We start from the raw sequence: 14,638 nt of genomic DNA, 5'->3' as shown, positions 1-14,638 counted from the left end.
AATAAAAATATTTAATGGGAATGAGGTATGAAAAAACTCATTTTTTTCAAACCCTGGACTATAAGCTAATTACCCTGTGCTTGGCGAGCTTCAATGTAATATTCGCTGATCGCCCGGTAACGTATCGATATGTAGCGGCGCAAAGTGGCGTGGTTTATTACCAGGAAAATCAAGGCTCGCCCAAGGGCCAGCCAGTATAGGGGCACCACACAACCATGCGACTAGCGCCTGCCGAAACCCAGCCAGAAAGCTTTCTCGCTCAGGTGTTTCGCCCATAAAAAACGAAAAACCGGCGTACATTCCCGCGGAGTACTCTTGCCAGCCAGAATAGTGATTAGCTGCCAGCTTATAAGCACGATCCAACACGTCGGCAAACGCTTGCCGGTCTAACCAGCCAAGCTGGCGCGCCGCAATGGCGAGGTCGACTAATTGAGCAATGTCCCAGGCAGCCATATCTACATCGTTACAACCATCTTCATTACTTTGCACCCGACGCAAGCGAAGCAGATGATGGCGCTCCTCCTCGGCACAATCACCCGACTCTAAAATAGCGATTTCGGCATCTAAGCGATCAGGATTAAGTGTGTAGGGCGCATAGTTAATCTGGTACTCCTGGCGATCCCCAGACTCGAGCATGAAGGTCAAAAATTCCTGCATGTCATCAGCACTGGTCAGATGATAATGGCTTTCCACCCATTCGCGGATATCAGCGCACTCTCTAGGGCTTTCCACTTGAGGCTCACTCCACACAGCGCTATTAAGCGGCCCAACCAGCGACATGGCCGTAAAATGACTTAGCGTTGGCCGCTCGCCAGGTTCACACCACGCATCAGGACGCCAATTTAACCAATGGAAAAGACTGCCGGGATCCTCTAAGTGCCAGGCAATTTCATTAATCAGTGAGTCGTGTTCCGGCTCTGGTAAGCAGCTTTCCCAAGCAAACCATGCTTCAAGCAAACGCTTAGGTGTGGCATAAAAGCGACACAGGCAACTACGCAAAGCGTTGGCATGCGTCATCAGTGGTTCACGCTCAAATAGGCTGCTATCCAGCGCCATATGTAAGTAGAACGCGAACTTCTCTGCCATATGAATAGTGGCAGCATGACGGCTAACCCCTTTTACTGCATGACGTTGCTTTAGCTCATCAGGCGTAGGCTGACCAAACGGCGTCTGCGATGGCGGCATAACGCCATGAACGGCGTCTGCGGCAAGCTGATTAAGATGGTGCGCCTGGGCCGGTAGCCAATAGCGCACTAACGCTTGGTGTCCCTCATCAGCATGCAGATCTAAAGAATCCTGAAGATAGACCGCCGCCTCGGCACGGCGCTGCTCTGAAATAGGCGCTGATGGATTCAACTGACGCAGCATTACATCAGGTTCTCGCACGCTGGCCAGGGCCAGTAACCAATGATGGGAAGTATTTCTCCACTGTTTAATGCGTTCACGAGACGCACTCAGCGTTAGCTCATCCAGCAGCGAGCTTAGTGGACATTTCCATGGACTATGAGGCGCCTGCGTCAGTAGCTTATGGCGTGTACTCGGCGTCATACCACGCCGATCGACCCCTTCAAACAAGCTTTGGCCTCGCATATAGGCTTTCAGCACCGCGTACCAATCATGGTAACGACGGCTTATTAAGTCAGCCGCATGCGCTGCGAGATCATCAGCCTCCGCTTGGCTTAACCAGCCGCAACAAGCGCCCGCCCACGCCAATTCAACCAGTCGTAGCCAATCCCAAGCGGCCCACTCCAGTGGCTCACCTTGGCTGACGAATGTAGTCAACACCGGTGCGTAAGGGGCATCTGCAACAGCACCCCGCTGCCACTCTTGCCGCTGAGCATGGTCCATAGTGAGCAGTTCACGGGCTTCGATATCCCAGCTCTGCCGCTCCCCCTGGGCGCTTAACCACAGCATCACTTCAAGCAACTGATCACGATCATGAACCTGCCAGATACGTACTAGCCATTCGGGGGCGTCTGGCCAGTCAGCAGCACTTGCCGGGTAACTGAGCACAGAGCGAAAAAGCGCACATAGACGCCACGGCTGTGCTGATTGGCTCTCTGGCCATAGCGCCTGGGGTTCAGGCAATCGTGCCAGTGCGGCGTCAAGAACTTGCCAAGTGATGCCTTCGCCTTCACTTTCTAAATCCGCTAGCGCCTGACAAGCGTCAATAAAGCGATCATCCGCGCCGGTTTCCCACCCTTTCACGCCAAGCGCTCGGCGCAGGTCGGAAAGCCAAGCGCGCAGATCGCTGTAATCAGACGTAATACGAAGGGTAATATGATGCGCCCACGTTTGCGCCTGAGATTGTGTCAGCCAGCCTGCCGCGCCTGCTAGCGCTGCCCACTCTAGCGCCCCCAATAGTCGATCAGCTTCACCGGCTGGGGCATCCAGCGCAAAAAAGAGCTGATCAGCCAACTCGCCACGGTGTGCAATACCCAGCTGTAGCAGACGTTGTTCGGCCGCTCCCGCATCCACCGTCAGCGGATGCGGCGTAAAGGCCCAATCACACAGCACAAGCTGTTGAGCCCACCAGGCATTCAGTGCATCGGCCAAAAGACACCTCTAAGAAACAGGAAGCTATTAATGAAAATAAAAAAGAGTGAGCAGCCTACACAATAAGGCCGCTTAAAATAAAAAGAGACGTCATTATAACGACATCGTCAAAATGGCATTGCTAAGAGGGCATAGTGTAACGGAAAGTGGCGCGAAGGCCGATAGCGATGAAACGTTAAAACGAGGCAAAAAACGAGCGCCTAAAACAGCACTGCCCGGCGCAGGGCCGGGCAGTAAATAATGCACTAGGTTGGCTATGCTAAGCGCTTTTAACTTTACTGATTATCCATAGCAACACTACTGCACCGACAGTTGCGGTCACCAACGAACCGATAAAACCGCCCGCTTGCAGACCTAACAGGCTAAATAAAAACCCGCCAAGCACTGCGCCAACAACACCGACACCAATATTACCCAAAATACCAAAACCACCGCCACGCATGATGTTGCCAGCGATCCAGCCAGCCAAACCACCAATAATCAACCACGCAATAAAGCCCATAGCGCCTCCTTGATGTTCACTTTCGTCAGGGGTTTACCTATAACATCTTAACTGCAACGTTTTATCCGCAGTGTTTTACGTATAACTGTTGCTTGTCCTACCATAGCATACGGCCCTACGGTCCTGCCCATTTGATACCCTTCCTTACAAGGAAACCCTATGATTCCCGATTCTCTCAAGCAATTACTGTTCGATGTAGACGGCCACCAGCAGGTAACCTGGCAAGGGCGCGACATAGCGCTGTTCAAGATGGCTTGGGGAGAAATGGCAATTAGCCTACAGGGTGCACAAGTGCTGCATTTTGCACCCGCTGACGACACTGGCTGGCTTTGGGTTACCCCCACACCGCAGGCGCTTCCTGGTGCAGTCCGTGGTGGCATCCCCCTATGCTGGCCCTGGTTTGGCGACGAACGCTATGCCGATGAAAGCCCTGACCGTAACGGCCCTTTTCACGGGCTTGCCCGTCATGCTCAGTGGCGTTTAGACGCGATTGATGATCACGCTGAAGGTATTGAAGTGCATCTCTCTCCTATCGAGCGCCTACATAGCCAGCTAACCGCTCGCGTCGTCATTCAAGCGAATGCCCAACGCTTGAACGTCGAATTAATTAGCGAAAATATTGGCGAAGTACCGGTCAAAATCAGCGGTGCGCTACATACCTATTTGGCTGTTAGTGATGTGCACCAGTGCCGCCTGGAAGGGTTGGCCGGCGCACGTTATTTAGACAAACTGCGCGGTTTTGGCGAAGACCAACAACAGGGTACGCTGGCCATTCGCGGAGCCGTCGACCGTATTTATCACACCAATGAAGCCGTACTGTTGAACGATGGGCAGCGTACGCTTCGTATTGCCAAACAATCCAGCGATTCCACCGTGGTGTGGCACCCAGACAGCGATTTGCCCAGCGATACGCCAGCCGACGCGGCACGTCACTTTTTTTGCGTTGAAGCTGCTAACACCCGCCTAGATCCAGTATGGCTAGTCCCCGGCGCACAACACCTATTAGGTACGACATTAAGCCGCGGTTAATCCTCGGTTCATCAAGGCTTTGTTATCATCAAGGCAATTAATGTTTTTAAGGGAGACATAATGGATCCACAGCAATGGCTGGAGGCTGCCACCTTTGCCTTTAACCTGATCGGCATGGTGGTATGCTTAGTTGGCTTAACACTTGCGCAAAAAATGCAGCGCCGCTGGCCAGGGTATAGCGTCGCTGTGGTTGGGTTTATCATCGCCACCCTACCCATGCTTTCCCAGGTTGTACTAATAAGGAATTGATAGGATGCGCCAGCCGTTAAGTCGCGAACTGAGCAATTTATTAGAGCGAGGCCGTGACCGGCAATTAAGGCTGGCGGTAACGGGGCTGTCTCAGGCAGGGAAAACCGCGTTTCTAACGTCACTGGTTAACCAACTGCGCCACGCCGGGGTAGAGGCTCAACTAGACTTGTTACCCGCCGCCCGTGAAGGGCGTTTGCTGGGTGCGCAGCGGTTGAACCAGCCTGACCTTGGCGTGCCGCGTTTCCCCTATGATCCTGGCATGGCGGCGCTACGTGCGACGCCGCCGCGCTGGCCCGAACCCACCCGTGGCATCAGTGAATTGCGCTTACAGCTACGCTACCGCCCTGCCCAACAAGGCTGGTTTACCCCAGACATTGCCCACTTAACCCTCGACTTGTTCGACTACCCAGGCGAGTGGCTGCTGGATTTACCCCTGCTACAGCACGATTTTTACAGCTGGTGCCAGGCGCAGTCACTGCATGAAGGGCCACACCGGAAGGTGTTATTCAGCGAATGGCTAGTGGAGGCTGAACAACTAGACCCTGCCGCCGAGGCTGATGAAGCTAAACTGGCAGCCCTCGCAGATGCCTATGCCCAAGGTCTTCGCCGGGCTAAACAGGCAGGCTTTTCCGATCTTCAGCCAGGACGTTTTTTGCTCCCTGGCGAGCTAGATGGCGCGCCAGTACTGCAATTTTTTCCGCTACCTGAATTAAATGCACCAAAAGAAACCCTGGAAGCACTACCTGATACTAGTATTTACGCCACCTTGGCCGCGCGCTTTCGCTACTATCAGCAGCAAGTGGTACGGCCCTTTTATCGTGACCATTTCCGTCGTTTCGACCGTCAGATTGTGCTGGTCGATGTGCTTGGTGCGCTTAATGCCGGGCCGGAACGCTTTGAAGACCTCTCCCATGCGCTGCGCCAGCTGATGCAAAGCTTCGATTACGGCAAGCGCAGCCTGTTGACGCGTCTATTTGCGCCGAAAATAGACCGTCTGGCCATTGCTGCAACTAAAGCTGACCACGTGACGCCCGACCAACACGGCAATGTTGTGCAACTGCTGGAGGCGTTACTTGCTGAGCCACTTAAAGACCTGCGTTTTGCCGACATTCCGGTGAAGGCATTGTCACTGGCTGCCATACGCGCCACTGAAGCCCGTGAAGTGCTCCACGAAGGCAAGCGCACCCCCGCGCTAAAAGGCACTACCCTTGAAGGCGAAGATGTACTGGTCTACCCAGGTGACGTGCCAAACCGTCTTCCGAAACCCGATTTTTGGCTGCAGCAGGGCTTCGACTTTCCCAGCTTTCGCCCAATGTCTGTTGACAGCGAAGCGCTTTCACACATCCGCATGGACGCCGCTATCGACTGGCTGATTGGAGATAAATTGATATGAGTAATCCTCAGCCGCGCCGGGATTTCCAGACAGAAGAAGCACCCGCCCCCAGCCCCGAACAGTTGCGGCAGCGTGAAAGTTTTGCCGCGACTGAATCGCATCAGCCGCTGACTCCCCAGGCAGACATCAAAGCACTTCCGGAAGCGAGCCTGAGCACACCCCGAAAGCGCCGTTGGGGGTTGATGTTTGCCCTGGTCGGCGGTGCCACCTTGGGCAGCGTAGAGCTGGCCACCGGCATTCCAGACGCCTTTTCCCAGTCACAGTGGATGACTATGGCCTGGCAGCTGTTTGGCATTAGCTTGATTGGTTTAGGCGGCTTGTCGTTGTTGAAAGAGCTTGGCCGTCTGCGCCGCTTAAAGCGCCATGACCGATTACGCCATGACCTGGCCGAGCTGCCACAGCGCTCTAGCAAGCAAGCCCAATCCATGGCAGAGCAGCTCAAGCGCCAGCTAAAACTGAGCGACGATGATCCTCATTGGCAGGCGTTTCAACGCGCCTGCCAGCCCCACCATAGCGGTGAAGAGATACAAACACTGCTGCGCTACCACCTACTGGCACCCCGCGACCGCGAAGCCCAACGCCTGATTACCCGCATGTCTGGCGAAACGGCCATTATGGTGGCTATCAGCCCGCTTACATTGGTGGATATGGCACTGGTTGCCTGGCGCAGCCTTGCCATGGTCGACAGACTCTGCCGACTTTATGGATTGGAACTAGGCTATGCCAGTCGCTTGCGGCTTTTCCGTAATGTGCTGCATAACATGGCCTTTGCTGGGGCCAGTGAACTGGCCACTGACGCCAGCATGGATATGCTTTCGCTTGATTTGGCAGGCAGGCTTTCCGCCCGTGCGGGCCAAGGTTTGGCCACAGGCCTACTGAGCGCCCGTTTAGGGCTACGCGCCCAGCGTCTATGCCGCCCTGTGGCCTTTACGGATGAAGAGCAACCCAAGTTGGCCGATCTACGCCAAGACCTATGGAGGCAAATCAAACGGCTCGATAAAGAGCCTACCCCCGCCACGCGTCATCAAAAGTAAGCGCATTTTGTAAGCTAGCGCTCCCTCCCACAAAGTAGCGCTGAATGCCTTTGTGGGAGGCCGATCTATTTACGCCAAGCGCTGTTCAGTCTCGGCATCAAACAGCACGGCGCGGGCCATATCGACGCGTAGCGACAAGCGTTCGCCGGGGGCAATTGCGCACTTGGGACCTACCCTAGCGGTGATTTCCTGCTCTCCCAGCGGCAGGCGTAGCAGAATATCAGCGCCGGTCGGCTCAACGACGCTTACCTTGGCCTCCATTAATGTCCCTTCCGCCTGCTCGCTCAGCCGAACATCTTCCTCGCTGAAGTGTTCTGGTCGCAGCCCAAGAATAATTGGCTTATTCAGCTGTTCCACAAGCCCCGCTGCGTTGCGTTCAGAGGGCCATGGCAGCAAGAGATCGTCTTCATCAGGGGTGGCAATACGTAGTGCATAGCCATCGCCCACCGCCTCTAGCGTCGCGCGAATAAAGTTCATTGATGGTGACCCCATAAAGCCTGCGACGAACATATCGACCGGGTTGTTATACACCTCATCGGGGCTACCAAGCTGCAGGATATTGCCATCACGCATCACCGCAATGCAGTCGGCCAGGGTCATTGCTTCGACTTGGTCATGGGTGACGTAAACAATTGTGGTGCCTAAGCGCTGGTGGAGCTTTTTAATCTCGGTACGCATATCCACCCGCAGCTTTGCGTCCAGATTTGATAGCGGCTCGTCAAATAGATACACCTTGGGCTCACGTGCCAGCGCCCGCCCCATGGCCACCCGTTGACGCTGGCCACCCGAAAGCTGGGCAGGCTTACGTTCAAGCAGGTGGGAGATTTGCAACAGGTCGGCCACGCGCTCTACGGCACCGACCCGCTCGGCTTTGGGCACCTTGCGCATTTCCAGCCCAAAGCTGATGTTTTGCCGTACGGTCATGCTGGGATAGAGCGCGTAGGACTGAAACACCATGGCAATATCCCGTTCAGCGGGGGTGCGCCAAGTGACGTCTTCGCCGTCGATATAGATATTGCCGCTAGTCACCGGCTCCAGCCCGGCGATGGCGTTCATCAGCGTGGATTTACCGCAGCCAGATGGCCCCACCAAAATCAGGAACTCACCGGAGTCAATCGAAATACTGACATCTTTCAGCACCCGCTCGCTGCCGAACTCTTTGCGCACGTTGTGAATTTCTAACGCTGCCATAATGAAAATCCCATTGTAAGACTGCTGACAAAGTTGTTATTCCGGTCTGAACAACCCTTGGCGGGGGCGCTGTAAATCCTTCCCTGGACGCTACTTTCGCCATCCATGGCGAAAGACCCCCGCTACGGGTTGATTCTGACCTTGCTAAAGAAACCTTTAGAAAGTTGTCACCAATCTGATTGTTATTAGCCTTTCACGGAGCCTGCCGTCAGCCCGCGCACGAAATACTTTCCGGCCAGCACATACACCACCAGCGTTGGCAATGCTGCAATCATCGCGGCAGCCATATCGACGTTGTACTCACGCACACCGGTGGACGTATTGACCAAATTGTTGAGCGCCACCGTCACCGGTTGGGTGTTATGAGCCGAAAACGCTACGCCAAACAGAAAGTCATTCCATATCTGGGTGAATTGCCAGATGACTGACACCACAATAATCGGCGCGGAAACCGGTAATAAAATGCGCCAGAAAATACGGAAGAATCCCGCGCCATCCAGCTTCGCCGCAGAGACCAGCTCGTTAGGAATTCCGACATAAAAGTTTCGGAAAAACAGCGTGGTGAAGGCAATGCCAAAAACCACATGCACCAGAATCAGCCCCGCACGTGAACTGGAAAGTCCTAACCAGCCCAAGGTTTGTGCCATTGGTAACAGCACCACCTGAAACGGGATAAAGCAGCCAAATAGCATCAATGCAAAGACCAATTCAGAGCCTTTAAAGCGCCATTTGGTCAGCGCATAGCCGTTTAGCGCCCCAACCGTGGTGGAGATCAGCACGGCAGGAATCACCATCGCAAAGGAGTTCCAAAAATAACCGCCGACACCTTCACAGCGCATACCGGTACACGCTTCTCCCCAGGCTTTCGTCCAGGGCTCAAGGGTTGGGTTTTGCGGCAGCGATAGCAGCGTTCCCGCACTTATTTCGCTCAACGGTTTGATAGAGGTCATCAGCATGACCACCATCGGCAGGATATAAAACAGCCCCGCCACAATCAGTACGCCATAAAGCACAGCACGCAACAGCCGTGCGGCAGGCGTTTGCCGACGAATCACGTTAGCCATGTTTACGGCTCCTTAGTTCGGAATAGAGGTAAGGAATCAAAATCGCCAGAACACCACCGAGCATTAACATAGCGCTAGCAGAGCCGAGCCCGATCTGAGCACGATTAAAGGCGTGGGTGTACATAAAGGTGGCCGGCAGATCGGTGGCATAACCAGGTCCGCCGCCGGTGAGTGCTACCACTAAATCAAAGCTCTTAATCGCAATATGGGCCAGAATCATCACCGCGCTGAACACCACCGGGCGCAGGCACGGCATCACCACCCGCCAGTAAATGCGCGGCAGGCTAGCACCGTCTAACTGAGCAGCTTTGACGATGCTGTCATCAATGCCCCGCAGCCCTGCCAAAAAGAGCGCCATCACAAATCCGGATGCCTGCCAAACCGCTGCAATCACCAGGGTATAAATCGCCATATCAGGATCAACGATCCAGTCGAAGCGAAACGACTCAAACCCCCAGCTTTGCACCATCGCCTGAATGCCCAGCTGGGGATTCAGCAGCCACTTCCATACCACGCCTGTCACAATAAACGACAGTGCCATGGGGTAGAGATAAATCGTGCGCAGCGCGCCCTCTTGGCGAATTTTCTGATCCAGTAGAATTGCCAACAGCGCGCCAATCACCAAACAAATTACAATAAACAGCACGCCAAACAGCATCAGGTTGGTAGAGGCTATCCACCAACGCTCGTTGGCCATTAGCCGCGTATATTGGCCAAAACCAACAAAATCGTAGCTAGGCAACATGCGCGAGCTGGTTAGCGACAACACAAAAGTCCACAACATAAAGCCGTAAACAAAAAACAGAGACACCGCAACAGAAGGGGCAAGTACCAAACGGGGTAGCCAGGCTTGAAGCCAGCCAGACGCCGTCGGCCGCACTGCAGTGCGCGTCGTGGGTTCACTCATGAGAATATCCCTCGCCAGTCAGCCGCTAGCACCGCCGTTGCGGCGGCGCTAGTTACGTCACTTATTAAAAGTACGCAGTGGCTTAGAAAGAGGCGGTTTCAGCCGCACTTACCAACCGTTCAGCAGCTTCTTCGGCGGGCATATTGGTATCATTGAAGTAGTTGGTCACAACATCAAAGATCGCCCCCTGGACATCCGCGCGCACCGCCATCCCGTGAGCCAAGCTGGGGACTAAACCGCCTTCATCAGCGGTGCGTTGGAAATCAGCAAGCGTCTGCTGAGCACAGCTATCAAACTCACTTATATCTAGGTCGGATCGCGCAGGAATAGAGCCTTTGGCAAGGTTAAAAGCTTCCTGGAAAGTCGGCTCTAAGACTAAGCGTGCCAGGGTCTGCTGAGCATCACGCCCAGCGTCGTCGGTCATACGAAACATCGTTAGGCTATCGATATTCAACGTAAAGGCGTCTTCAGTGCCGGGCGCAGCCGCGCACAGATAGTCTTCACCGGCAGTAAGGCCAGCGGCGGTGAACTCCCCTTTGGCCCAGTCACCCATTATCTGGAAGCCTGCAGCGCCCTCAATTACCATGGCGGTGGCAATGTTCCAATCGCGGCCAGACATGCCCTCATCCATCAGCTCACGTAGACGCTTAAAGTCTTCCAGCGCAGCGATCATCTGTTCCCCACCAAGCGCCTCTGGGTCTAGCTCCACCAGCGCTTGCTGATAAAACTCGGCTCCCTGGCTACCCAGCACGACACTTTCAAACACCGTCGCGTCTTGCCACGCTTGACCACCATGGGCTAGCGGTACAAAACCCGCCTCACGAATGGCTTCACCTGCGGTAAAAAGCTCATCCAGCGTGGTAGGCATTTCAACGCCTGCCGCTTCTAGAACGTCAGGGTTCGCCCATAGCCAATTAACTCGGTGAACGTTCGCGGGGACGGAAACATAGTGGCCGTCGTAGCGCATAATGTCGGCAACTATCTCGGGCAGTAGGTCATTCCAGCCTTCAGCGGCAGCGACCTCGTCTAAATTACCCAGGAGGCCGAGCTTGCCCCACTCTTGAATTTCAGGGCCATTAATTAGCGCAGCGGAAGGTGGGTTACCAGACATTGCACGAGACTTAAGTACCGTCATGGCGGTTTCACCACCACCCCCGGCCACAGCAAAATCCTGCCAGCCATAGCCTTCGGCTTCCATTAACTCTTTGAGGACGTTTGCTGCGCGGGCTTCACCGCCGGATGTCCACCAGTGCAGCACTTCCACTTCGTTGGCTTGGGTGGTGCTGGCCGCCATGCTGGTGCCAGCCGCCACGGCTAATGCGAATACGGACTTTTTAAACGTAGGCACGTTAAATACGGGCATATTGATACTCGGCATGAATAGCTCCTACTGCTGTTATTGTGCTGTTGTTTTTGTGCTTATGAGATGTCGTTGCTGATGATGCTCGACTGAACGACTCACAGCAGAGTACGCCACCCTGGCACACAACGGGAGTTACCGAGTCCTGCATAGTCTTGGCAATTTATTAATAGTGTTAGGGTTTTATTACAAGTCAGTAACACTCGTTTGGCGCGGTAGCGTTAACATGGCCACTAGCCCACCTGCCGAGTGATTCGATAAGACGATATTGCCTCCATGGGCACGGGCAATATGTCTGGCAATACCAAGTCCCAGGCCACTTCCACCGGTGTAACGGCTTCGAGAGGCTTCCAGGCGCACAAAAGGTGAAAATACTCGGGAAAGCTGCGCATCAGGAATACCTGGCCCATTATCATGAATGCGCAACGTTACGATGCCCGCCTGCTCTTCCAGCGTTACGGTTGCTTTCTGGCCGTAACACACCGCGTTTTCAAGCAGGTTTGCCAAGCAGCGTTTTAGCGCCAGAGGCTTAACGGTTAGTGGTAACACAGCGCCATGGAGTGACACCTCACCGCCGTACAAACGTAACCCTTCGGCAATCTCCAACAGCAGCGCGTTAAGATCAGTGGGCTGGGGTTCTTCATGCAGATCCAACCCTTTGACCGAGGCCAGTGCGCCTTTAACCAGCTCACTCAACTCGTCAAGTGAGGCGCAAAAACGTTCACGCTGAGCAGTATCATCGAGCATTTCGGCACGCAGCCGCATGCGTGTAATGGGCGTTTTAAGATCATGAGAAATCGCCGAAAACAACCGCTCGCGCTCATCAATCTGTTCTTGAATACGCCGCTGCATACGATTAAAGGCCGCTGCGGTGGCGGCCACTTCTTTAGGGCCGCTCTCTTTAAGTGGCGGGCTATCCAAGTCATCACCCAACTGGCGTGCTGCTCGGGAAAGCCGCGCCAACGGCCGAGTCACACTGGTAATACCAAGTAACGAAAGCGCCAGCACGCTTAACAGCACCAACACGCCGACTAATAAACGCTCTTCAGACAGCCAACGGTAGCCGCTAAAAATATCCGGCACGCCCAGCAGTGTGGCCACGTAAAGCCAGGTATCCGGAGCCAGCTCCAACTGCACCACTAAGATAGGGGGCGAAAGCGGCTCCATTAACAGACTGTGCTGCCCCCAACGGGGTGGTAAATCGTAAAGCAACACTTCGTTATTGAAGACACGCAATCTTTCCGGGCGGGAAAATTCCACCACCACATCGTCAATGGAGAGCTGCTGGGTCAAAATAGAGCGCACGTTGTCTACCACGACCTCTTTTTCCGGGCCGCTGCCAATATCTTCGACAGGAATACGTCGCTCATTCACGCTGACAAAAAAACGCGTGCCGCCCATGCTACGCAGCTGATCCAACACAATGTGCCGATAATCTACCGGCAACGAACGGAAAAACCGCATGGTCGAGGCAATACTGAAGGCCATGTTGCTGGAAAGCTCATCTAACTGTTCAAGCTGGCTGGCCCGCACCTGGGAAGTCCATAGCGCATAGCTAGCCGCTTGAGCAGCCAGCACGCCCGCAATCATAATGACCACAAAACGCCCACGTAGACTGCTCGGCAACCAGCCCGCGAGGTTGCGCTTAATGCCTTTCACGAAGCAGCTTCAACCCTGGCGGTCAACACATAGCCAGCCCCACGCACGGTTCGAATCAGTTGAGAGTGCTGTGCATCTTCCCCCAGCCGCTGGCGCAAGCGGCACACATGTACGTCAATCGAGCGATCTAGCGGTGGTGCTTCACGGCCGCGGGTCAATGTGTAGAGATCATCGCGAGTAATGACGGTGGCAGGCCGTTCCAGAAACACCTGCAGTAATTGAAAGTCTGCGCCGGAAAGTGCGGTGCGAATACCTTCCTGGTCGATCAGCTCGCGGGTCATACGATCCAGTTGCCAGTCGCCAAAACGTACCCAGCGAGCCTCTTGGGTTGGTGCGCCAGCTGCTGCCGGGCGGGCTCGGCGTAACACCGCTTTAATCCGCGCCAGCAACTCACGAGGGTTGAAGGGCTTAGCGATATAGTCATCAGCGCCTAACTCAAGCCCCAAAATGCGGTCGGTATCATCGGCACTGGCGGTGAGCATAATAATCGGCGTATCGCTGGTTTTGCGCAGTTCCCGGCAGATGGTAAAACCGTCATCCCCCGGCATCATGATGTCAACGACCAACAAGTCTGGCGCTTGATCAACCAGTTGCTGATACAGCGAATCTGCGCCGTCGGCGGTCAACACGTGATAGCCGTGACGCCCTAAATAGTCTGCCAACAGTTCGCGAATTTCCGAGTCGTCATCAACGACCATCAAGGTAGCGGGCGTGGTTGTCATGGTAGCAATATGCCCTGGGTTATTATTACTCGTTATTATCATTTTAGGGGCTAGATGATGGTGGAGTGGCCACCCTATCGCAAGCGGCCATCGACCAAGGTTACAGCGCGAAGCGTTTTGCTAGCCACTGAGCCACAGCCGCTTCGCCATGATGGCCGATACGCTCAGCGCTGGAAACACGATCGAAAAGCGCAGGGTGGGCGTTGTTCATTACCTGGGCTTCCCCTGCCAGATTAAGCATTTCAGTATCGTTTAGGTTATCGCCAAATGCTAAGCACTCTGCCGGCGTTAGCTTTAGCTTTTCCAGCAGTGCCGTTAAGGCCACGCCTTTATTAACGCCACCCGCCATAATTTCTAAAGAGTCGATCGTTGAGTATGTGATATGTAGGCTGTGACCATGCGCCTCCTGGGCCTGACATTCCAGTTGCGCTAACGCAGCCGGATCGCCTATGTAGAGCACTTTACCAACCCCATCAGCATCCATCGCTTTCTGCGGCACAACCTCGTAACGAAAGCCCGTCGAGGCATGCAATGACAACAGATGCGGTGCGTCGGCATCGATATACCAGCCGCTTTCACGATAAAGGTTGAGCCTTACCTGAGGCGGGCGCGGCAACTGAATAAGCGTTTCGACGTAGGCTGGTTCAAGATGGGTCGCGCTCAAAAGTGTGCCGTCTGGAGCATGGATATAGGCCCCGTTGGTACTGATTAAATAGGCAGGGATATCCAACTGATCGCGAAACACGCGCATATCGTTATAGTGGCGACCAGAAGCCAGCGCGACATGATGGCCTTGCGCTACAAGCGCTCTTAGCACCTCAATAGTGTTGTCGTGCAGTCGGTGGTCGCTGCCTAACAGCGTACCGTCAAGGTCGGAAACGATAAGGCGTGATGTCATGGTGCACTCCTGATAATAGAACTTCTCAGCTTATCCGATTACGCTCGCCGCTCCCAGCCGGACTAAAGAGACTC

At 54.5% G+C, this 14,638-nt stretch carries 13 protein-coding genes; 4 read left to right on the top strand and 9 right to left on the bottom strand.

Annotated features, from left to right (window positions below; translation table 11 throughout):
- Positions 1 to 90: 90 nt before the first annotated feature.
- Both J4377_RS05235 and J4377_RS05230 read right to left on the bottom strand, forming a co-directional pair.
- A complete protein-coding gene (locus J4377_RS05235; RefSeq protein ID WP_253487265.1) occupies positions 91 to 2,556 on the bottom strand; it encodes a YbeU/YbeR family protein in 2,466 nt (821 codons plus the stop codon).
- A 259-nt stretch (positions 2,557 to 2,815) separates the two neighbouring features.
- Positions 2,816 to 3,058 (bottom strand): GlsB/YeaQ/YmgE family stress response membrane protein, encoded by a 243-nt coding sequence (locus J4377_RS05230; protein WP_009722543.1) that lies wholly within the window; start codon positions 3,056 to 3,058, stop codon positions 2,816 to 2,818.
- 159 nt (positions 3,059 to 3,217) lie between these two features.
- On the opposite strand from J4377_RS05230, the gene J4377_RS05225 reads away from it, so the two are divergent.
- The 4 genes from J4377_RS05225 to J4377_RS05210 are packed head-to-tail and all read left to right on the top strand — an operon-like array spanning position 3,218 to position 6,763.
- Entirely contained in the window at positions 3,218 to 4,087 is an 870-nt protein-coding gene (locus J4377_RS05225; RefSeq protein WP_253487264.1) for a D-hexose-6-phosphate mutarotase, read from the top strand.
- A 60-nt stretch (positions 4,088 to 4,147) separates the two neighbouring features.
- Entirely contained in the window at positions 4,148 to 4,336 is a 189-nt protein-coding gene (locus J4377_RS05220; protein WP_038482470.1) for a hypothetical protein, read from the top strand.
- A 4-nt stretch (positions 4,337 to 4,340) separates the two neighbouring features.
- Positions 4,341 to 5,729, top strand: a complete 1,389-nt coding sequence (locus tag J4377_RS05215) for a YcjX family protein (RefSeq protein WP_095602374.1) — start codon at positions 4,341 to 4,343, stop codon at positions 5,727 to 5,729.
- The gene (locus J4377_RS05210; protein ID WP_253487262.1) at positions 5,726 to 6,763 is read left to right on the top strand and encodes a YcjF family protein; all 1,038 of its coding nucleotides are present in this window, start codon (positions 5,726 to 5,728) and stop codon (positions 6,761 to 6,763) included. Before J4377_RS05215 ends, J4377_RS05210 begins: the two co-directional genes overlap by 4 nt.
- Positions 6,764 to 6,832: 69 nt before the next feature.
- Here the strand turns inward: J4377_RS05210 and J4377_RS05205 are convergent, their stop codons facing one another.
- From J4377_RS05205 to J4377_RS05175, 7 genes are all read right to left on the bottom strand, one after another.
- Positions 6,833 to 7,954 (bottom strand): ABC transporter ATP-binding protein, encoded by a 1,122-nt coding sequence (locus J4377_RS05205; RefSeq protein ID WP_253487260.1) that lies wholly within the window; start codon positions 7,952 to 7,954, stop codon positions 6,833 to 6,835.
- Positions 7,955 to 8,139: 185 nt separating this feature from the next.
- Positions 8,140 to 9,018, bottom strand: coding sequence for a carbohydrate ABC transporter permease (locus tag J4377_RS05200; RefSeq protein ID WP_038482458.1), 879 nt, complete (start codon positions 9,016 to 9,018; stop codon positions 8,140 to 8,142).
- A complete protein-coding gene (locus J4377_RS05195; protein WP_089038750.1) occupies positions 9,011 to 9,925 on the bottom strand; it encodes a carbohydrate ABC transporter permease in 915 nt (304 codons plus the stop codon). The genes J4377_RS05200 and J4377_RS05195 overlap by 8 nt, the downstream gene beginning before the upstream one ends.
- Before the next feature lie 82 nt (positions 9,926 to 10,007).
- On the bottom strand, positions 10,008 to 11,303 hold the full coding sequence (locus J4377_RS05190) for an ABC transporter substrate-binding protein (protein WP_253487251.1): 1,296 nt from the start codon (positions 11,301 to 11,303) through the stop codon (positions 10,008 to 10,010).
- 168 nt (positions 11,304 to 11,471) lie between these two features.
- Positions 11,472 to 12,944, bottom strand: a complete 1,473-nt coding sequence (locus tag J4377_RS05185) for an ATP-binding protein (RefSeq protein ID WP_253487243.1) — start codon at positions 12,942 to 12,944, stop codon at positions 11,472 to 11,474.
- The gene (locus tag J4377_RS05180) at positions 12,941 to 13,666 is read right to left on the bottom strand and encodes a response regulator (RefSeq protein ID WP_253487241.1); all 726 of its coding nucleotides are present in this window, start codon (positions 13,664 to 13,666) and stop codon (positions 12,941 to 12,943) included. Before J4377_RS05180 ends, J4377_RS05185 begins: the two co-directional genes overlap by 4 nt.
- Positions 13,667 to 13,766: 100 nt before the next feature.
- Positions 13,767 to 14,564 (bottom strand): Cof-type HAD-IIB family hydrolase, encoded by a 798-nt coding sequence (locus J4377_RS05175; protein ID WP_253487239.1) that lies wholly within the window; start codon positions 14,562 to 14,564, stop codon positions 13,767 to 13,769.
- Between the last annotated feature and the right edge of the window lie 74 nt (positions 14,565 to 14,638).

The sequence above is a fragment of the Halomonas sp. XH26 genome (genome assembly GCF_024138895.1).
GTDB classification, from domain to species: domain Bacteria; phylum Pseudomonadota; class Gammaproteobacteria; order Pseudomonadales; family Halomonadaceae; genus Vreelandella; species Vreelandella alkaliphila.
Note: the sequence above shows the minus strand (reverse complement) of the source record. Positions and strands in the feature narration are given on the sequence as shown.

Bases quoted from the DNA above. Each gene is read 5' to 3' on its own strand.
- J4377_RS05200 (WP_038482458.1), bottom strand. From the start codon at position 9,018: ATGGCTAACGTGATTCGTCGGCAAACGCCTGCCGCACGGCTGTTGCGT.
- J4377_RS05195 (WP_089038750.1), bottom strand. From the start codon at position 9,925: ATGAGTGAACCCACGACGCGCACTGCAGTGCGGCCGACGGCGTCTGGC.
- J4377_RS05225 (WP_253487264.1), top strand. From the start codon at position 3,218: ATGATTCCCGATTCTCTCAAGCAATTACTGTTCGATGTAGACGGCCAC.
- J4377_RS05230 (WP_009722543.1), bottom strand. From the start codon at position 3,058: ATGGGCTTTATTGCGTGGTTGATTATTGGTGGTTTGGCTGGCTGGATC.
- J4377_RS05180 (WP_253487241.1), bottom strand. From the start codon at position 13,666: ATGACAACCACGCCCGCTACCTTGATGGTCGTTGATGACGACTCGGAA.
- J4377_RS05210 (WP_253487262.1), top strand. From the start codon at position 5,726: ATGAGTAATCCTCAGCCGCGCCGGGATTTCCAGACAGAAGAAGCACCC.
- J4377_RS05205 (WP_253487260.1), bottom strand. From the start codon at position 7,954: ATGGCAGCGTTAGAAATTCACAACGTGCGCAAAGAGTTCGGCAGCGAG.
- J4377_RS05190 (WP_253487251.1), bottom strand. From the start codon at position 11,303: ATGCCGAGTATCAATATGCCCGTATTTAACGTGCCTACGTTTAAAAAG.
- J4377_RS05220 (WP_038482470.1), top strand. From the start codon at position 4,148: ATGGATCCACAGCAATGGCTGGAGGCTGCCACCTTTGCCTTTAACCTG.
- J4377_RS05175 (WP_253487239.1), bottom strand. From the start codon at position 14,564: ATGACATCACGCCTTATCGTTTCCGACCTTGACGGTACGCTGTTAGGC.
- J4377_RS05215 (WP_095602374.1), top strand. From the start codon at position 4,341: ATGCGCCAGCCGTTAAGTCGCGAACTGAGCAATTTATTAGAGCGAGGC.